The 20,742-nt window shown below is 37.3% G+C and carries 16 protein-coding genes; 4 read left to right on the plus strand and 12 right to left on the minus strand.

The window, feature by feature from the left end; genetic code table 11:
* Positions 1–3 precede the first annotated feature (3 nt).
* The 4 genes from neuC to SIB74_RS11915 are packed head-to-tail and all read left to right on the plus strand — an operon-like array spanning position 4 to position 5,052.
* The gene (gene neuC / locus SIB74_RS11900) at positions 4–1,137 is read left to right on the plus strand and encodes a UDP-N-acetylglucosamine 2-epimerase (protein ID WP_063396480.1); all 1,134 of its coding nucleotides are present in this window, start codon (positions 4–6) and stop codon (positions 1,135–1,137) included.
* Positions 1,138–1,179: 42 nt separating this feature from the next.
* On the plus strand, positions 1,180–2,538 hold the full coding sequence (locus SIB74_RS11905; protein WP_063396479.1) for an N-acetyl sugar amidotransferase: 1,359 nt from the start codon (positions 1,180–1,182) through the stop codon (positions 2,536–2,538).
* Positions 2,516–4,000 carry an imidazole glycerol phosphate synthase subunit HisH gene (gene hisH, locus SIB74_RS11910; protein ID WP_063396478.1) on the plus strand — a complete coding sequence of 495 codons (1,485 nt, stop codon included), beginning with the start codon at positions 2,516–2,518 and terminating at the stop codon, positions 3,998–4,000. Before SIB74_RS11905 ends, hisH begins: the two co-directional genes overlap by 23 nt.
* Complete coding sequence (locus SIB74_RS11915; RefSeq protein WP_063396477.1) at positions 4,000–5,052, plus strand: nucleotidyltransferase family protein; 1,053 nt, start codon at positions 4,000–4,002, stop codon at positions 5,050–5,052. The genes hisH and SIB74_RS11915 overlap by 1 nt, the downstream gene beginning before the upstream one ends.
* A gap of 823 nt (positions 5,053–5,875) precedes the next feature.
* On the opposite strand, the gene SIB74_RS11920 is transcribed toward SIB74_RS11915, so the two are convergent.
* From SIB74_RS11920 to SIB74_RS11975, 12 genes are all read right to left on the minus strand, one after another.
* Positions 5,876–7,039, minus strand: coding sequence for a radical SAM protein (locus SIB74_RS11920; RefSeq protein ID WP_063396476.1), 1,164 nt, complete (start codon positions 7,037–7,039; stop codon positions 5,876–5,878).
* The gene (locus SIB74_RS11925; protein ID WP_063396475.1) at positions 7,036–7,272 is read right to left on the minus strand and encodes a hypothetical protein; all 237 of its coding nucleotides are present in this window, start codon (positions 7,270–7,272) and stop codon (positions 7,036–7,038) included. The genes SIB74_RS11920 and SIB74_RS11925 overlap by 4 nt, the downstream gene beginning before the upstream one ends.
* Before the next feature lie 27 nt (positions 7,273–7,299).
* A complete protein-coding gene (locus tag SIB74_RS11930) occupies positions 7,300–8,358 on the minus strand; it encodes a transketolase C-terminal domain-containing protein (RefSeq protein WP_063396474.1) in 1,059 nt (352 codons plus the stop codon).
* Positions 8,359–8,362: 4 nt separating this feature from the next.
* On the minus strand, positions 8,363–9,277 hold the full coding sequence (locus SIB74_RS11935) for a thiamine pyrophosphate-dependent enzyme (protein WP_063396473.1): 915 nt from the start codon (positions 9,275–9,277) through the stop codon (positions 8,363–8,365).
* A 1-nt stretch (position 9,278) separates the two neighbouring features.
* Positions 9,279–10,397 (minus strand): radical SAM/SPASM domain-containing protein, encoded by a 1,119-nt coding sequence (locus SIB74_RS11940; RefSeq protein ID WP_063396472.1) that lies wholly within the window; start codon positions 10,395–10,397, stop codon positions 9,279–9,281.
* 34 nt (positions 10,398–10,431) lie between these two features.
* Entirely contained in the window at positions 10,432–11,406 is a 975-nt protein-coding gene (locus SIB74_RS11945; RefSeq protein WP_063396471.1) for an NAD-dependent epimerase/dehydratase family protein, read from the minus strand.
* Positions 11,407–11,534: 128 nt separating this feature from the next.
* Positions 11,535–13,037 (minus strand): PfkB family carbohydrate kinase, encoded by a 1,503-nt coding sequence (locus SIB74_RS11950; protein ID WP_063396470.1) that lies wholly within the window; start codon positions 13,035–13,037, stop codon positions 11,535–11,537.
* Entirely contained in the window at positions 13,030–13,668 is a 639-nt protein-coding gene (locus SIB74_RS11955; RefSeq protein ID WP_231906115.1) for an SIS domain-containing protein, read from the minus strand. Before SIB74_RS11955 ends, SIB74_RS11950 begins: the two co-directional genes overlap by 8 nt.
* Complete coding sequence (locus tag SIB74_RS11960) at positions 13,658–14,395, minus strand: nucleotidyltransferase family protein (RefSeq protein WP_082818509.1); 738 nt, start codon at positions 14,393–14,395, stop codon at positions 13,658–13,660. The genes SIB74_RS11955 and SIB74_RS11960 overlap by 11 nt, the downstream gene beginning before the upstream one ends.
* Before the next feature lie 406 nt (positions 14,396–14,801).
* Positions 14,802–16,772, minus strand: a complete 1,971-nt coding sequence (locus tag SIB74_RS11965; RefSeq protein WP_156486151.1) for a 6-hydroxymethylpterin diphosphokinase MptE-like protein — start codon at positions 16,770–16,772, stop codon at positions 14,802–14,804.
* 2 nt (positions 16,773–16,774) lie between these two features.
* Entirely contained in the window at positions 16,775–18,745 is a 1,971-nt protein-coding gene (locus tag SIB74_RS11970; protein ID WP_063396467.1) for a 6-hydroxymethylpterin diphosphokinase MptE-like protein, read from the minus strand.
* Between the two features lie 52 nt (positions 18,746–18,797).
* Positions 18,798–20,333, minus strand: coding sequence for a beta strand repeat-containing protein (locus SIB74_RS11975; protein ID WP_413681737.1), 1,536 nt, complete (start codon positions 20,331–20,333; stop codon positions 18,798–18,800).
* Positions 20,334–20,742 lie beyond the last annotated feature (409 nt).

Genomic DNA, 20,742 nt, shown 5'->3' on the forward strand with positions numbered 1-20,742 from the left:
CTCATGACTGTTAATCACAATCCAATAGTCGCTATATTTACTGCCACAAGAGCCGAGTATGGGTTGCTTCGACATCTTGCAATGAAATTAGACAGAGAGCCAAAAATTGATCTCAATTTAATTGTTAGTGGAACTCATCTTAGTGCTAGACATGGCTTTACTGTTCAGGAAATCATAAATGATAATATATCTGTTGACTTCAAAATTCCATTACTAATTGATTCATTACCATTGCCTAGTATGGCCCAGTTATGTGCAGAGACTCTTGTAGGAGCAAGTAAATGTCTTCTCACTAGTAAACCTGACATGATTATAATTTTAGGAGATCGCTATGAATCATATGCAGCTGCGACTGCAGCACATTTAGAATGCATACCAATAGCACACTTACACGGAGGAGAAACTACAGAAGGTGCTATAGATAACAAGCTAAGACATGCAATAACTCAACTAAGCACCTGGCACTTTACTTCTCATGAACATTATCGTGATAAAGTCATTAAAATGGGCCAACCAGAAACTCATGTCTTCAATATTGGCCCCATGGCATTAGACAATATAATGGGATGCCGTATAATTTCAAAAGATGAGTTTGAGAATCTTACAAAATATCGCTTTACAAATAGAAATCTTCTTGTAACCTACCATTCCGAAACTCTATCACCTGATAAAGGTATCATTGGATTTAAAAATTTATTAGAAGCAATTAAGCAGATCGATTGCAATGTTTTGTTCACTCATCCCAATATAGATAAAGGCGGTGAAGAAATTCTCAAGTTGATGACTTCTTTTGTGAATGATAACTGCCACCGTTCTTGGTGTATTCCTTCTCTTGGGCATGAACTATACATTAACTCACTGAGGTTATTTGATGTTATGGCAGGTAACTCATCAAGCGGTTTAATTGAAGCAGCATATTTTCAAGTTAAAGTCTTAAATATTGGTAATAGGCAGTCTGGCCGAATTCCTTTCGGCGATGTAACAAATACCAGTACAGACAAAGAAGAGATACTTGAGAAACTCAATAAAGTCTGCTTGCAAAACTTACATAGCACAAATCAGAGCACTCAAAACACTATGCTTGCCAGTCCATCCGATTTTATTGTAAAGTGGCTTAAATCTGAATTCCAAAATTAATTCAATTTCCACACCAGCACCTAACTCGTTTGCCAAGAAGACATGGTGATCTATCCATACCCTAGGCCTATTGACAAGTCTAGGTTTTCTGAAGGTAATTCTTCAGAAGCCTTATACGGCCTGCCTAGTGAAGTTAAGTTTTGCAAATCATGTGTAATAAGTAATCAACGCCCTTCCAGTACGCCTGAATTTAAGAATGACGGTAAGTCACCAAAGCAAACAATTAATTTTGACGAAAATCAAATATGTGATGCATGTAATGTCGCACATAAAAAAAATGATATAGATTGGGAAGAAAGAGAGAAAGAACTCCAAGAACTTTGTAATAGATATCGAAGAGAAGATGGTCGTTACGATTGTCTAGTCCCTGGGAGTGGCGGGAAAGACAGTTTTATGCAAGCACACTTGCTAAAAACAAAATATCGAATGAATCCTCTAACTTGTACATGGGCCCCCCATATTTATACCGACTGGGGCTGGAAGAATCATCAAGCATGGATTCATGCAGGTTTCGACAATATTCTGTTTACTCCAAATGGTAGAGTTCACAGATTAATAACACGATTAGCAGTAGAGAACTTGCTCCATCCTTTTCAACCATTTATACTTGGCCAGAAAAACTTAGGACCAAAATTAGCAGTACTATATGATATACCGCTTATATTCTATGGTGAAAATGAAGCTGAGTATGGTAATCCACAGGCAGACATGAGTAAAGCTCAACGTAGCTGGGATTACTTTTCGGCTGCTAGCGAAGATCAAATTTATTTAGGAGGTGCATCACTATCTGAACTCAGAAATTTGGGGCTTAAACCAGTTGACTGGGATCCATATGTTCCCATTAATCCATCTTTAATCAAGGAAAAGAAGATAGAAGTTCACTATCTTGGATATTATGAAAAATGGCACCCACAAAATGCTTATTATTATTCAATTGCCCATGGTGGGTTCCAAAGTGCACCTGAGAGAACTGCTGGTACATACAGTACATACAATTCGATTGATGATCGAATTGATGACTTTCATTATCATACAACATGGATTAAATTTGGAATAGGAAGGGCAACATATGATGCTGCACAAGAAGTTCGTTCTGGAGATATACTCAGAGAGGAAGGTATAGCTTTAATCCGTAAGTATGATGGTGAGTTTCCCCAAAGATGGTCAGAGGAAATTTTCAATTACTTAAGCCTACCTGAGAGTGATTTTCCAGTCGCTTCTAGAGCATTTGAAAATCCAATATTTGATAAAACTTATTACACTAACTTATGCGAAAGTTTTAGATCTCCTCACTTGTGGAAATATGATTCGATATCAGGTTGGAAGTTAAGGCATAGTATCTTTGACGGAAGTAGCGACAGTCAAGAATTTGTTGCTGATGAGTGGGCTGGTAATATATAAATATTATCTACTTATAATGACTTTACAAAAACGAATTCTAGCTAGACTCGATATCAAAGGAAGTCGACTTATCAAGGGGGTTAGATTTGAAGGATTACGTGTAATAGGAGATCCACATTTGGCGGCAATTAATTATACAAACTTTGGTGTGGATGAAATTTTATATATTGATGCCGTAGCAAGTTTATATGGTAGAAATAGTCTATATGAACTCCTCAGGCAAACAAGTCATGATGTTTTTATCCCCATCACAGCTGGGGGGGGAATCCGATCAGTTCATGATGCTGCTTCATTATTAGCAGTTGGTGCAGATAAAGTTGCTATTAACACGGCTGCACATCAGAATCCTGGCCTTATCAGTCAAATATCAAAAACCTTTGGTAGTCAATCTGTAGTTGCTTCTGTTCAAGCAAGGAAGATTGGCAATGAACACTGGGAAGCTATGGCAGAAGCCGGTAGAGAGAGAACCGGAAAATCTGTAATCGAATGGATAGAATTTGTACAGGATAATGGAGCTGGTGAAATTCTATTGACTTCAGTTGACCAGGATGGTACATGTCTTGGCCCAGACAATGATCTCATTATTTCTGCCGGTTCGGTAGCAAAGATACCGCTAATTTATGGTGGAGGTTTGAGCAAGGATCAGGAAATCATTGATTGTTTAAAGCAACCTAATATCATGGCTGTTAGCATAGCTACAGCACTTCATAAACAAATTATCAATGTTCAGGGATTAAAAGATAATATTAAGTCTTCTTCCCCAGAGTTACCTATTAGGAATCCAGTTCTAACTCATCCGAGACTGACTAAACCTCAGTTAAAGCCTAAACTGATAGGCATTATTGACTATAATATGGGCAATCAACAGAGCTTAATCAATGCATTCCAGAAACTTGGCTATCAGACACTTCTTTCTAATACAATAAATAAACTTGAAGATTGTGACTTATTAGCCTTGCCTGGAGTCGGATCTTTCCCAAAAGCAATGTCAAACCTAACAGACTTAAAACTCGATAAATTTTTAGCTAATTGGATAAATCATGATAGACCTTTGATCGGTATTTGCCTGGGCATGCAACTTCTATTTCAACAAGGTGATGAATTTGAATTTACCAAGGGCCTGGGATTTATAGATGGCGATGTTAGATTGCTATCATCTCTGCACCTTAATATTGATACATTAAAATTACCTCATATAGGCTGGAATAATTTAATTTCAACTAGAATGTCTGCTAACCTTTCATCTTTCGAAGGAATAAGTCAATATTTTGTACATAGCTATGTCGCCTCTAATGTTAAAGAATCCGAAATCATATTTAATTGCGAGTATGACGATGTAACTTTTGTAGCAGGTGTAAGAAAGAAATCAATAGCTGGATTTCAGTTTCATCCTGAACGAAGCGGTCTTAAAGGCTTAGAGCTTCTTCAATCAATGTGCTATCAGCTTTTGGAGAGGGTTTAATGTACACCAGAATAAATGATTGGCATAAAATTACAGTATCTGAGTCTGACTCATTTAATTCATCCCTTCAAGTAATCAATAAGGGAGGTTACCAACTGGCATTGGTTCGAGGGGATGACGGGAAACTAGCTGGTATGGTAACTGACAGTGATATCAGAAAAGCTCTATTGAATGGGGTTAATTTAGACAGTCCAATAAGGAAAGTCATGAATACTTCTCCTCTTATTGTTTCCCCTAATTTAGACGATAATGAAGCAATTAATCTAATGCAACTAAATCATTTTTTTCACCTTCCAATAGTTGACGCTCTTGGGATGTTGGTTGGTGTACATGTATCTCCAACCCTTTGCACTTCTGAACAACGTTCTGAGACTTTTGTAATTATGGCTGGAGGACGTGGCAAGAGACTAATGCCACTTACTGCTAATGTACCGAAACCTATGCTGCCCTTGCAAGGCAGACCTATTTTAGAACATATTATTAATCGAGCTAAATATGATGGCTTTTCCAATATTGTCATTTCCGTTAATTACCTTTCAGATGTTATTACAAACTATTTTGGGAACGGTTCGAACCTAGACGTTAAAATTGATTATATTCATGAGGGTAAACCCCTGGGTACGGCTGGCTCCCTTGCATCCCTGCCAGACCATACTAGAAGCAATCACGTTGTAGTTACCAATGCGGATGTGATCACCAATGTTTCATTTGGTGATCTGGTGCTACAAGCGAAACGAGATGATTCTGATGGAGTTATTGCTGTTAGATCACACGAGATACAAAACCCATTTGGAGTTGTAAGAAGCAAAGGTAATATTTTAACAGGATTAGAAGAAAAACCTATTTATCGAAATCAAGTCAATGCGGGAATGTATGTGATCGGACCCAAATTACTAGAGTTGTTGAACACTAATAGTTACTGTGATATGCCCGATTTATTTGGTTTCGGGTTAGAAAAAGGGTTAAATTTGCAGGTTTTTCCACTTCATGAAAACTGGATAGATATTGGAAGACCATCGGATTACGAAATTGCTTGTGAAATGCACAATTAATCAAATTCCTATTTCTTTTATTCCTTACTGGCTATTATCGTATATTCTATATATTTATCTTCTAGCTCAGGTCATTTCTGACTAATCTGTTTCATAAAATAATAATTATTTATTGGTAAGACTTCTTGTTTTTTCAATTTACCTATCATTGTAATATATATCTAAGCTGTAATATTTAAGATCGCCATACAGTCAAACCTTATTCCTTTTTAGTTTGTATATCTGCTTCAGACTTCCCTCGAGTTAATATTCTATAAACTACAAAAACTCTTATAATTTGGCAATAAATATTCTTAAAAGGTTCACTTATACATGCTAGCATTAACCTTTGCCATTTTACTTATGTTATGCTTCTGAATATCTTTGACCCCAGCTTAATGTATAAAACTTCCTAATTAGTCTATATCTTTTCCTTAAACCTATACCCTACAATTTAGAACCCACAGGCATTTTTCTCAATTCAGGTATAGCCCTGCTAGTTATCATACAAACAGTGTGCCCTTTTGTGTAATATCCTACCTTGTTATATTATCGCCTATTCCTTTGATTCAATTTATTGAAGCTCTTTTACTGCTGATACCCTCAACTATATTACCAAGAGTCATCTACCTAATAACTTGCCAATTGATTATTTATTATACTCCGCATATTTACTCATTAGTGATTAATCACTTGCCTTTTAATTCTCTTGAAATAAATTTTAAACACCCTTTCTTTTCTCGTTAACTATTGCATTAACATTTATAAGTAATTAGAATCGTAAAACACATTCCATAGTAGTTTCTGGACTTAAGTCTTGGAATTTTTTATAAAAAACATCAATCTATAGAAAGTTAACATGCAATGGTCTTTGCTCTTCTATGCTTGATGGCTTAATTAACTCAATACCATTGATGTGATTATCAATTGACTTGTTCAAATAATGTTGTATAGGCAAACTCCCCATCATCGTTTTCGCATTGAATCTAGATGAAGTCAGATAATTCATTACTCGGTCGTATTGCTTAGAGCTATATATATCTTTGAACCGCTCTTCTGTAAAATTACCTATGTGCAACTTAGAATATTTCGCATTAAAAAACATTCCTGATGGAGCCACCAGGCCGGAACCACTAATTTGTAACAAAAACTGTGGTCCATACATCGCTGTGTATGTACAATCAGAGCCTTCTTCAATCTTTGACCATTTAACAATTACTTTCGTCTTTTTATTAGATAATGCCTCTGCCTCCAGAAGTTTATCTGTGAGCTCTGCGTACTTTGTATAGTCAACTCCCAGTGAACCTTCTGTATCATCTGAACAATGTTTTATCACAGCATAATCTACACCCAAATCCACACCAAGCTTTGCAAAAGGAATAATTTCATCCTTGAACTCAGGCATAAGCACCATTTGAATACCTAAGGTGACATTTAAATTAAGTCGTTTTTTCAATTCTACTGCGTATTTAATATTTTTCATTGCATTGTCAAAGACTTGCGTGTCGTCTTTGCTTTTATACATTATTTCTGCATATCTTGATGGTGTACCAGCTGCCACTGTAAACCTAACCCATGTTAAATTAGGAAGAACTTTCTCTATTTTTTCTTCATCCCAATCCCAGGCATTTGTTGCATTACCAACATCAATTCCCACATTTCCTGCATGTTGTATGAAAGGTACGTATGCAGGAGATAAAGTACTCTCCCCATCAGATATTAATGAAACACCTTTAACACCAATTTCCGCAAAATCATCTAGTAAATTAAGTGCATCCTTAACTTTAATAGCTTTTCTCTCTTGAGGTTCTTGAACCATTGCATAGCAGAACTTACACATTGCACCGCATGAACGAGTCAATGCCATGTCGACTGATATAGGTGCTGTTTTGTTTCCTTGAAGCCAAGATTCAAATCGAGGGTAATGGTATGCAAGCTTGTGATTGTCAAGAACTAGTTTGCCCTCACTTGTTTGTACGCCCTCTACCTTTGTTTTCTCTAATGTCATAGCTCGACTCCTCTGAGATTTCTTAAACTATTCTTATCGCCTAATGGGGAATGCCATATTCTAACTCTTGGATCTTTTTTGATTAAATCATCTTCAAGATCTAAAAGCACTTCACCGCGCTCCCTAGGTTTCATAGCAGTTGTTAAATTCACTTCAATATTACGGATACCATCGATATCAACATGATCATCAATAATGTTCATCAATTTTGAGTACCTCTCAGGCAGTTCCATGGTTAGAACAAAATTTCAACAATTATATCAGAATGGCCCTAAAAATTCCGAATTAGGCACGTCACTAGGCCTTTGACTTTCTTTAGCCTGAACCAACTCTTCTATTTCTTTTGCCTTTCCAGACTCTATATTAAGTGTACTGATGATAGCCTTTGCTATATCAATAATCGTCAAATAGTACTCTTTTGCTTGTTCGCGTGAAGAAGGCGAATAACCATCTCTATTCGCTAGTTTTATAGGCTTACTTTTAAGCCTAATGTCAGATACTTGGAATAGATCTGAGAATATCTGATCACTTATACTAAAATTTCGTTTGTCTAGATCAATTGCAATGACCCTTCCTGTTTTTTTGACAGACTCTTTAATCATGGTTGAATCATAACCTGATACCTTGAATAAGTTAACTATTTCTATATTAATGCTAAAGCCCAACAATATTTCGGATACTTTATACGCTAAGAGGACATTATATGAATATGCAATAATTGTCACATCTTTTCCTTCTTTTACAATGTAAGAGTTTCCATCGCAAAGTTGATTCCTGCCAATATCGTATGAATAATGTATCCATCTGTGTTCTAGTGATATGGTTGGATTGATAAACATATTAAAGTTTTCTAATATATATTTTGAGTCAGAGGGGAATGCAGGCATAAACACATTTAACTGTGGTATCTGAGCAAACATAGTTTCAAAGCTTTGTGAATGACTAGGTCCTTGCCCCCACCCCCTTCCTATGACTAATCTAAAAAGGCATGGATTTGCCCTTTTCCCATTAGATAAAAAATTTATTTTACATGAATTATTTGCGAACTGCTCAATTGCCAGAAGTGCAAATTCAACCCTTTGAAAACAAAGGATTGTCGTAACTTCGTAACTAGATGCACTCAGTGCCATCCCTACCATTGAATTTTCTGAACATGGTAATTCGTAGCACTGTCGTGGATATTTTTTAGACAGGCCAGTGATAGTCTCGTAAAAGCCATCATCGATGCCTTCACAAAAAAGGATGTTGTTTCGCGATTCAGCTAAAAACCTATCAGTACCATTTAGGAGCTCTTGTAAATGATTTACTTGATTGTTCATTTAATTATATTACTCCTTCCATCTCATTGCATATTCGATGCACATCTTCTATCCTATCAGTGTATGCATTCTTCACCTCTTTGAATTGCCTAATCATTTCAGAGACTAAGTCATATTTTTCGTATTCTTTGTATTCACTTATTGTTCTATCTCCATTACTCTCGTCCTTTTTGTTTCCGCAATGCTCATATAATCGGTATGAATTTATCTCGAGAAATATAGGCTTTTCTCTTGCCTCTGAAAAACATTCTTTTAGAATACCATTCATCTTTGAGTATGTGTTGTCTGCCCTTATTTCGTAACTTTTTATCAGTGCTGCTTTAGCAAATCTTTTCATATCTTTTGTAGGCTGCCTCCTCTCTATACGAGTATTGCAAGAATACATATTATTTTCACACAGAAAAAGTATTGGCAACTTTTGGACACTGCAAAAATTTAGGCATTCATGCAGAGTACCCTCTTCGCATGCCCCATCTCCAAAGTATGCTACAGAGAGTATATTTTTTTTTGAATGTTTTGCTGATAAAGCACTTCCAACAGCAAGTGGTATAGAACTACCTACGATTGGGACAGAAGCCTCTAAACCAACTTCCAAATCTTTCAAATGCATACTCCCACCTTTTCCACCTGTACAGCCTTCTTCTAATCCGTATAATTCAGCAATCATTGCTCTTACGCTTCCTCTTAAAGCCATATACATACTATGCGATCTATGTGAAGAAAAAAATCTATCTCCTTTTTGAGAGTATTTCCCTACTAGTGGAAGCCAGTATTCTTGCCCTATAGATAAGTGCATAGGACACCTCATCAATTGCAGATTATATCTTTCTGATATTGCCTCCTGTAGACCTCTCATTTTTCCACATAAAATATACTCATTCAAAAAATCTTTCGAAAGTCTGGTTTTGCGATTAACCATCTTATACGAAATTAATATGATCTATCTTTTCATTTACTACATTGTCTAAGTACCTATTCACTTGATCCATTCTACAATTTACTCTACACTCATTTATGTCAAGTTCATTCATAACATAATGTGCATGTTTCATTCTTCTCTCTGAACTCCATATATCATGAAATGTTGCTTCATTTATATTGCCAAGCTTGAATCGATCATCTAGCAGATATGCGCTGCAACTATAAACTTCGCCATCAGCCATTATATATGACCACACTGATGGAGTTGCCATGCAATGACAATACCTTTCGTTATTTTGTGAAATCCAATTGTTTATTGTATTTATCCTAAAAACTACATTAAAATTCTTGGAATTGTACTGCTTTAACTCTTCTTCCAGGCCTAGATACTGTGTATAGTCTATGTTTTTATATTTGGTCGTATTCGAAAATTTATGTTGTGAATATGGTTTGATAACAACATAATCCAGGCCAATATCAATTGCAAGATTGCAAAGATCATGCAGGGTTTCTTGATTCTCTGGCAGTAAGAGCATTTGCATACCCAACGCCACCTTCAACCCGTGTTTGTTTTTATATTCAACTGCATATCTCAGATTATTACATACAACATCAAAGTCTTTCTCCTTTGTCCTATGAATTTCGCTATAGGCTTTACTAGTTCCTGCATTAAAAGAAACCTTGACCCAGGCAATATTTGACAATGACTTTTCTACAAAGTTTTCACTAAGCTTGAAGGCATTTGTTGTAAAGGATGTATCTATTCCACCTTCAATCTTTGTATAGTTAACAAATTCACTTATTTCAGGATGCAGCAACGGTTCACCTTCACCAGCAAACATTATACTTTTACAACCTTTCGTCTTCATTGAATCAATTGTTTTCTTGTAGACTTCTAAATCCATGAATACTGAATTGTATCCAATATAGTCAACAGCACAGAATGTACACCTGTGATTGCAAGCTCCAACTGGAGACAATTCCATATATAGCGGATGCTGATTTTTAAATGCTTCTATGTATTGTTTGTCATCTTTATTGCGTATATAATTAATTACATTAGCACTATGATCCGGATGATAAGCATATTTGTGGCTGTCAATTTTGAACTTATCCATTTTCATGGTCAAATCATACTAAACCATCTTAGCACTAACCCAAGTGATTAAACCAAGCACGTGTCGCTTTTTCTATTGAATCAGGTGTCCAGACAGGAGCATCTCTCCAATAACTTATATCGGCCAATACTTTTTTAACTCCATCCTCAAATGACACCTTTGGACTATATCCAAGCATTTGCTCCGCCTTTGAGATATCTGCATGTGTAACATCTGGCTCTCCAGGCCTTTTTGGAATATAAACCTTTTCACCCCCTAACAGTTTCGCTAAGTAATTAATCGACTTGGGATCGCCAGAGCCTAGATTAAATATCTCTCCAGTCACTTTTGATTCGTACGCTTTGATCAAACCTTCTGCAATATCAGTTACATATGTAAAGTCTCTTGTCTGTTCTCCATCGCCAACAATTGTAAATGGCTTACCAGCCAACTTTTGGGCCAAAAATATTCCGAATACTGCGCCATATGTTCCTGATGTTCTTGATCTTGTTCCATATACATTAAAAAATCTTGTAGATATAGCCCTGAAATTGTACACTTTCGCCCAATGTAATATTATTTCCTCTCCGAGTCTCTTTGTCATTGCATATGGATATTCTGCTTTTATTTCATCTTTCTCAGTTGTAGGAATATTTTTAGGCAACCCGTAGCATGATGATGATGCTGCGTATATTATTACAGTTTTATTATCCTTTGCAGCTTCAGCAATGTTAAGCGTTGATGTTACATTTGAATTATAATAGGCTTTAGGATCTTCTATACTTGGCACTATATCAGCCAAACTTGCCATATGGTAAACAACGTCTGCACTTTTAATTAGATTCATCCACGTTCCTTCTTTGGATAAATCAGCAATTTCCACCCTAATGTCTTTTTCGAATTCTGATAAATTTTGAAGTCTGCCTGTAGAAAGATTGTCAATAACACTAACTTCATAACCTCCCTCTAGTAATCTAGATACCAGATGGCTTCCTATAAATCCTGCCCCACCAGTTACAACTGCTCTCATGCCTCTTTTTTGATTAACTTTATTCTAGCAGAAGATTATTGATGTGTTCACTTATATTTCATCTAGCTTGACAAGTATATTGATTGCCCTATTAACTCAAAACACTATATTCGTTACGTTTTCTAATCTTATTTCTTGTTAAAGATCTCTTTAAGACGTTTTTTTAATTTGTCTATGCCCACAGGTTCATTCCCCATCGTTTCAACTGCAATCGATGCAGCACAACAAGCTAGTGCGGCAGCTTTTGCTAATGAGAGGCCACTGCTCAGACCAGTAGCAATAACTGCCAGAACTGAGTCACCTGCGCCTGAGACATCTACTGGATTCCCAGATAATGCTGGGAAATGTTGACTGATCAATTCAGTACCTTCACCTTTATCATAAGTAATCAAACCAGCAGACCCTAATTTCATTACTAATTTCTTGCACCGGGTTTTTTCCATGATTTCATAGCTTATACTTTCTAAACCATCCTCTTTATTTCTTAGAGCCAACCTAGCTTCTCTTTCATTTGGACATAAAAGCGTAAAATCGTTAAATCTTAAAATGGAACCAATTTGACTACTGCATTGAACATCACCAAATAACATTAGTTTGTGTTTATTCGCCACTATCTTGATCATGCTTAAAACTCGTGGCGTTATTACTCCATAGACAAAATCTGATATGACTAACCCGTCAACCGATTTTGCACAATTTTCTATATGAGCAATTATTTTGTCTTCTGTATTTGTATCTATAGAATGTTCTACAAGCCTACTTACACGAAATAATTTCTGACTTTCCACGACATACCTTTTTTTAAATGACGTAGGTCTGCTTTGATCTGTAACCAATAAGTTATTGATTTTTAATTTTTCCAGATACGAATTTACAAATTCTCCAGCAGAGTCCTCTCCCACCACAGATATCAGCTTGCAATCAGCACCGATTGATTTTACATGTGCAGCAATTACAGCAGCAGCACCAATAAAATTCTTCGTTTCCAGTTCTTTTACCACAATTACAGGAGCTTCAGCACTCATACCAAGTGCTTCACAGGCAGCAAATTGATCTACAATCGTATCTCCGATAACAGCCAATCTTGCTCTTCTCATATTTTCAATAGCATCAATAAGATCTGAATATTGTATTTCTTGTCTTGCGCATGACTTGGCAAATTCTTCATACCTTTTTTTATCCAAATCCCTTACATTGTTTGTTAACAGTTCGACAGAAGCACTAATATTGTCTCCAGCATGAAGGATAAGCTTGCCCCCGTTTAAATTTACAACCTTTTCAAGACTGTTGAGGTTTCTATGTTGATCACCTATGACTAGTAACTCGGGTTTAATTAGCTTAATAGCCTCTTCAATTTCGTCAGCCTCTAGTAGTATTATTTTTTCTGCTATACCTAGTAGTTGCAATGACTCTGCCCTTTCTTTCTGTGTAAAGTGGTAAGAGCTTGGGAGATCTTGACTTAGATCTCCTTGGACAGCAATATACAGATTTCTTCTTAATGTTTTAGCATGCTTAAGATAACGTATATGTCCTGGATGTATAGTCGTAAAATGTCCAAATGTTAATGTACAATTCTCAGCCTTTTTAGCGTCCCTTAATTTGATTATCGTTGTTTTCAAATCATCACCCATTTTTACAGGATTCCTCTTCGAGTCTTTTAATTCTCATTTTTTCTCCCAACCATTGCATACAGATATGACCAACAATAACTTGAATATCCTCAGCAATTTGCATATCGTTGATTTCAAAATGTACTGATATGTCAGCCAACTTTTTGCTCAACCCCCCATCAAAACCAGTAATAGCTATTGTTTTTATCTCTAATTTCTTAGCTATTCTTATTGCTTTTACGATGTTAGGGGAGTTTCCGCTTCCTGATAATACTATTAATAGGTCACCTTTCTCACCCTTTACTTGTAATTGTTGTGAGTATATGTTCTCATAACCTAAATCATTGGCCAGACATGTTATTACCCCAATATTTGTTGGCAGAGCTTCTATACGAAGTCCAGGATATGATGTGTTTTGATCACAACTCCCTATCCCAAAATGCATGTCATTAGCTATATGCATTGCATTAGCAGCACTACCTCCATTCCCACAGATAAACACAGTCTTTTTGGTTAACCATGTCTGCTCTAGTGAGTCTGCCAGCATCTTTATTGAGCCAAAATAGTCATCGTTAAACATACTCGTCAATTTTTCGATGTATGCTTTACAGAAAATTTCAAAATTTAATTTATTGCCCATATCAACCTTCAAGTTTTGAAAAATACCTGTCTGCTTTTTGCAGTCTTTCTTTATTACCAATATCATCAAAATACATATCAGTATGATAGGTGTATATCCTTCCAATCAATTTTGGAATAATGTTAATACTTATATCTCTTTGGTTTTGGTCCATCCCTTTGATTTCATCAAAAAACTCATTCTCTACTATATAAATAGCTCCATTTGCACATGTACCATAATCTTCTTTCTTTTTTTCGTGAAACCCTATGACTACATCTTTCATATCTTTAACCACTATTCCACAGGACTCAGGCACATTTGTTGTGTATGTAAGCATAGTCATTATGCAATGACTTGGACGCTGTTCGTGAGCATTTACCAATCCTCTTAGACTTTCTTCCATAATGTTATCCGCGTGTACTATGATCCCTCTTGAATTTTTGAAAAATCTATAATTTTCTTTTATCGTACCTGCGGTTCCAAGGAGCACGTCTTCTTTAAACATGCGAAGCTTCTCTTTACCAGCTTTTTCTAATAGGTGCTTCTCTATAATTCCTCCAAGGTAATGTAAATTGATTCCTATTTCTTTACAGTTTATTTCTTGTAATTTATTGATCCATCTATCAAGTAATGTCTTTTCACCTACCGGTACCAGGCACTTCGGCGTTACATAAGTTATGGGCCTTAGCCTTGTACCATAGCCTGCAGCTAACAAAATTGCTTTCAAGGGTTTTATGACCCCTTTTGTTTCAATCATGATCAGGGTCTTTTCCCTCTTTCAACTTTCCCCCTTTTATTCTAGCCTCTGGCAGTCAGGAATCACAATCCCTCTCGCGATCCAGGCTTCTTAATAAATTCTTTTGTATTCGGGCGTACTCTTGGTTGATAATTATATTACATTTAATCCGCTAATTTTCTTTGTAACTGCAGATCAAAAACTGCATAACAGATAGATTTAATCTATAAATACTAGTCCTACTTTAAATCAGTTGTACCACCACTTATACTTACTACACTCCATGCCGGCCCCGTTACATAAATTGGAAATTTACGTTGTCTAAACCTATTGCCTTGTTACTAATCTGAAAGAAAATATACTCAGTATAATTAATACCACTACTTCCTTGGCCACCTTGCTATTTCCAAGCCCAGGCTGATATTATTTATTCTATATATTCTTTTAATTCTTTTTTCCATGAATTACTGAATCTCAACCCTTGTTTTGATGCCTCTATCAGCGCATTTATAATCAATGTTATTGATTCAAGCATTGCCATGCACGATTGCTTATATAGAAGAAATTGATATCTGTATTCCTTTGAGTCTGTAGAGCAGTCATATAACAACGATGATGAAAGGAACAATACTTGTCTCAAAAGTCTTCTTGCCGCTAGTTGGTAGTTTGTTTCCGAGTCCTTCTGTGACCCATCTAGCATTTGACATAATTCACGAATCGTATGGATCGTTAAATAATTTTTATCTACTATATTTAGAGTGTTATTTATATGATTTTTTAGTGACTCCCTGAATTCCTCAAGCTCCAAACGAATTCGATCGGTGCCTGCGTCTAACAGGTCTGAATCTAGTTTTCTAATTTTGTCAAATTCTTTATAACTGTTTTCTTGAAGAGTTCTCAGCTCATCAGAATCGACTTCGAGTTCAATTGTACCTTTAATTTTTGCCCCCTCGCCTATTCTGTAAATCTTTAAATCTACACATAATTCTGAAAACCATTCAATAGTATCACGCACCAATATTAAACTTGGCTGTGAAAAGATCGTCCTTTTTTTATTTCCAGAGATCGGTAAATCAAGTATTCTTGGCGAATCTCCTAGCGCATTTATTGATCTAGGATATTTTCGATTCCTTGCGCCACAGTCCGCACCCACTAATAGTAAGCTTCTGAATCCAATGTAGTATGCAACTTCTATCGCACAATTAACAGACTCTGGCCCTGCAGTTGGAAGATAGTAATTGTCCATATCTTTTTCTAGTGCTGCCGCTGTTGAGCGTGGCCTTAGAAATAAATATTTTATATCAAACATTCTTAATATTCTCGGATCTACTGTAAGTGCCGCAATTAAGACCACATTCTTAAGTCTGGGATACTCTTCCATCAATGTTTTTAATAAGTCAGCAACTGTAGAATTCCTTTCTACAACAACCAGATAATCTGGTAATATATTTTTTTTCAGCAAGGTTCCTATCGAACTATGAGTTGCAATAATTGTAGTTTTTTGATCATTTATATAATCTATTGTTTCGTCAATGCTTGGGCCACTTGCCGCAATAGTACATATTTGCTTTTCCTCCCTGGGTTTATTTAGTCTCAACATCATCCTTTCTTTCAAATTTATATAGTTCAATGAGTATTGTATGATTTGATTTGTTTCGTCTGATGTAAATCCAAATCCAGCCAAAAGCCTGGATGAAAATCCTGTTTGACTGAATAACCACGAATCCAAATCAGCAACTCTTTCATCTTGTATTGGCTCTCTTAGTACACACAAACCGTATATGGCAGTAGGCAATACTTCTGAATAATAAGTGTATGTTTTTTCTAACAGCTCAGATGCATCCTCTTCAATTATAAAGTGTAATCCGATATTCTTTTGTTTGCATAGCTTTATAAAATTCTTTTGGTCGTATAGATTTAGCGAAGCGGTAAGTCGCTTGTAGCTACTTTCAATTACCGTGATTGACAGTATTTCTTCTGAATTTATTACATTTTCATTGAGGCATCTTATAAATGCTGGTATTAATAGACTCCCAAGCAAGATATAATCCCTTACGCTATTCTTTATTCTTTCAGTATTTGACTTATGGTTACATGCCATATTTGAAAATATCTCTAGCTCTCTTGTGTCTATTATTTCTTTGGCTGTCTCTTTATTGCTACGTGGTGGATTTTCATGAAAAAATCTTGCAAGACGAACATATTGTGGGTCTATAATCTGCTTTACAATTGCTGTGAACACCTCATTATTTATGTCTTTATAGAGAAGTTTGTTGTCTATATAAAGATCCTCATCATTCTTTATATTTATATTTTGACTGGCCTTATTTACCTTGTTGCCTAACTCCTTTAAACCTTCTTTGATGAGCCAAGATGTGTTTGATTCGAAATAGTTCACGATCACTCGAATAATGTGTTTTCTATATAGTCCAGAAGAAGATAGATCTCTTCTTCAAGGGTTCTTGTCAGGCTGCATAATCGCTCTCTTGCTTTACCGCCAAACCATGCAACGTATTTGCTTTTATTTCCTCTTAGAATTTGCAGTTGTTGGCTTACGGCAAGAACTGATTTAAGTATTGTCCCACGCATCATTCTCCTAGGGAACTGTACTTCGAGACTTCCTTCTATATCCATTAAACGCTCTGTTTCCTTTAAAACATCTGGATAAAACGAAGTTTCTCCCTGGTACAAATTTTCCAGTTCTCTACAGAGTTTAAACGTTTGGCCTCTCGCATTTCTATACTTCCATTGTGACCTAATTTTATAATGACTATAGGTCTGTAGTGATTCCCACCATTCATCAATTTCTAAGCATCCCTTTGTATTGTTGTCGATCGTCGATGCTTCATATTTTTCGGGATCTACCTGCTCGAATCCAGCTATTTTAAGTCCGTCACTGCAGTTAATAAACCTTGTCTTGAATGTATCTTTCAATCCCTCATCTTCTTTCTTTTTGCCTTTTACCAGAGCCTCCAGGACTTGCTGTACATTTATCATGCTGCTACAGGTCATAACTTTATCGCAAAGGTTGCCTTCGCCTTCTTGGTCAAATATACGATTGCTGGTCCCTAAAACAATCTTACTCCGTGTTTCATCCTGATATTTTGAACCTAGATCAACACCAAACAGAACAATTTTGGCTGCCCCTAATGTTGCGCAAAACGAAACAGCAGCATTAACTGCTTCAGGACCTTCAAAACCTAGAACCTCTCCAGGATTAGTAGAGTATATTGATAATGGAGTTAACGCGCTTCGGAAAAATACACATGACTCATTAAATGTATCCAGCATTTCATGCCAACAAACATCAGCCATTACAAGCCGAGTGTCACTCTTTGAACCTGACAGCTCTTTATTGTATCCGGCATAGTCATCATTGCCGATATCATAATCACGCTCCATTAATGTTAGATAATCGACGCGAATTCCATTGTCTTTTAATGCCTTGTAGCTGCTTCCTCCGCACACAATAATATGGTTTTTCTGCAACTCTTTCAAACGATTAATATTTTTGTCAAGAGAAGGACCACTGCCGCATATTATAAAGTCGCAACCAAGCTTTTCTGAGGGTTTTGTGAATAACTTAGGTTGTCTTAGCAGTGTTTGTGTACTCTGTATCATCATATTAAATTCATCAACTGTATAACCAAGATAATGTACAAGATTGCTGCATTCGTGCCTGTGTAGTATGTCACTCCACTTCAGTAACTTCTCGTCAGTTGACGGTGATTCAAATATATATGCGTGATCAAGCCAAAGTAATCCTTTTGAACATAGGGTTGCTAATAAATTCCATTCATTTTCAACCCTCGTGACACTTAGGTCTGTCCCCATCTTACTGCATTCTTGATAGAGATCATCCCAGTCTATTTCCCAGAAGCTGGATACATAATCATGCCAATCTGAGACTAGTAATGCAATTTTGTATGGCTGAAAGCCTTTTATAAGACTTAAAAGACATTCTCCTGAACCTGTACCAAACCCAATTAAACCTATCCCCCCACTACCCATGGTTGTAATTGTTTTGTTTGGATCAATATCAGTCTGTTCTATCAATTCTATGATTTCTATCAAAAATCTCCACAGGGTTAGATCTATCTGTCTATTTATAATAGGTTCGATTGAATTTTCAATTTTATGCTTTTTTACTTCTTTTTTGATAAATTCAAATGATTCATCGTTCCTTGGTATTTGGCACGGCAGATGTACAGCTTTCTTTTCTAATTTTAGCCAATATTCATGTTCTGGTGATTCCTTAGCTTTCCTTGCTTTCTTTTTTGCTTTTTCAAGGTCTATTTCTTTTGTTTTTAAAAATTCTGGATTTGATTCCTCCAAGAACTTTATATTTTTTTGGAACAGGTTTTCATTCATAAAAATAGGGGGGGGTATTACCCCCCCCTTCTTGTGTTTAAAGATTCATGTATCAGGCAAATGTCAATCCAACGTTGTTGTTGGTAGACCCGACTGAGAATCCAAAGTTGCTAGAACTCATTGTCACATCCTGCGCAGTAAGAGTGGTCTTGATGTGTCCGGCTCCATCCTTAACAACGAACTTAGCCCATGTTGATTGATTCAATCCAGCCATGATTCCAACAACCATGTCATTGCCACTCGCGTAGACAGCAATGGAACCATTACCAGAGGCAACAGCTGAAGTAACACCAGCTGCGTTTGCGCCTACATAGATCTGGGTTTGTCCAAGCCAGTTAGCTGTTGCAGCAACTGCCTGGTTGTTAGTAAGCCTGATCACATCACCAGCGGATACTCCATCAACTATCCCCATGAAGCTTCCACTAATCACACCAGCACGAGTAGAAGTGATTGCTGTGTAGGTCGCCAGAATGATGGAATCGGACCCTGCACCAGCATCGATGGTGGTCATGAGGGTGAGCTGAGAACCGAAAGTAGTTCCATTCGTGAAGTTCAGGGTGTCATTACCCGCTCCCCCATCGATGCTTCCACCACCTGTAACGGCTACACCAAATATGCTGTCGGCACCAGCACCACCAAGAATTATGCCGCTAAGTGCCTGATTGAACTTGATCGTATCGTGACCAGATCCGCCGTTTAGCGTTCCGTGACCAACAATGGAGAAGAAGTTTGTGGTGCTATGCCCGATAAAGTCTGCACCTTTACCCGTATCAACTAGCAGTGCACTAGCTGCAGCAGAACCATTGATGAATTTAACAGTATCATTACCACCAGCTCCGTAGATGGTTGTTCCTTCCGCAAGGATCCCTGCGGTAAAGGACATTAAGTCATTACCATCAGCGAGAGAATCGGTGCCATCACCACCAACAGACTCGTTAAGTTTGTCGCCGTAGATAAGTCCACCACCAAATGCACCGCGTGCCGTAATGGTGTCGGCGAGGTAACCACCAACAACTGTGCCGAGTTGAGCAGCTAATGAAATGCTATCTCCACCCTTACCACCGCCTATATAGACAGTTGTGTTTGCAGTAAGTGCAGTTGCACTGATGGTGTCAAAGCCTTCGTTGCCGAGGATCGTTGAAGTACCTGCAGCTCCCACAATGGAGATTGTGTCCTTACCTTTGCCGCCTTTGACTGTTGTGTTTGATCCTGCACCAGACCAGTCGATTAGGTCGTTACCCTGACCACCACCGAGGTAGGACAAGGTTGTATTCGCCGTTGCGGTAATGGTGTCATTGCCAGCATTACCTCCAACAGTGGCAGCAGAAACTGTCCTGCCGTTGAAATCAATGACGTCATTGCCGGTATTTGCTTGAGCATATCCACTGAAAACCGATACCGCGGTTCCCAGTGTGATTGAGTCTTTGCCTTCTCCACCATAAACAGTGTTAACCGACCCTCCAGTTAGAGCTAGGTTGATGGTGTCATCGCCTTTGCCTGCCTGGGCAACATCATTTGTTCCAGCTAATGTGATCGTGTCAGCCCCCCTCCAACGCCTGGACCAGGGTGGCAACAGAGCCTGGTGCATTAAGGATGTCATTCCCAGTGGTGCCAGTAAGAGTCTTCGAAGTCACGAGAAATTGGAACGGTCAAGTCAAAAGGAATGATACCGCTTAAACGGCCAATGTCAATGTGTGTAGCCAATCCAGAAAACTGTCCACCGTCTCGAAGTCTGGCCTGTCTTTGGAAATTTCAGCTTTTGCAATGATTTTAATTGCGCATGCCTTGCTTAAAAAGCACTAGTCCATATATACCATGCATCCATAAATGCTAAAGATCAGCCTGCTTAAGCGTACTTTCATTTCTAGAGACTCTTGTGGCTGTTACCTCCCCCCCCCGCTCATGCTGAATCATTGGCGTTTTTGTGGTGAGCCATGGAGGCCAAAAAGCTTTTTTAAAGCGGATAACTGATTAAGTTAAAAGAAGTGGAAAGGAAG

The organism is Prochlorococcus sp. MIT 1306 (assembly GCF_047304515.1).
Classification (GTDB): domain Bacteria; phylum Cyanobacteriota; class Cyanobacteriia; order PCC-6307; family Cyanobiaceae; genus Prochlorococcus; species Prochlorococcus marinus_D.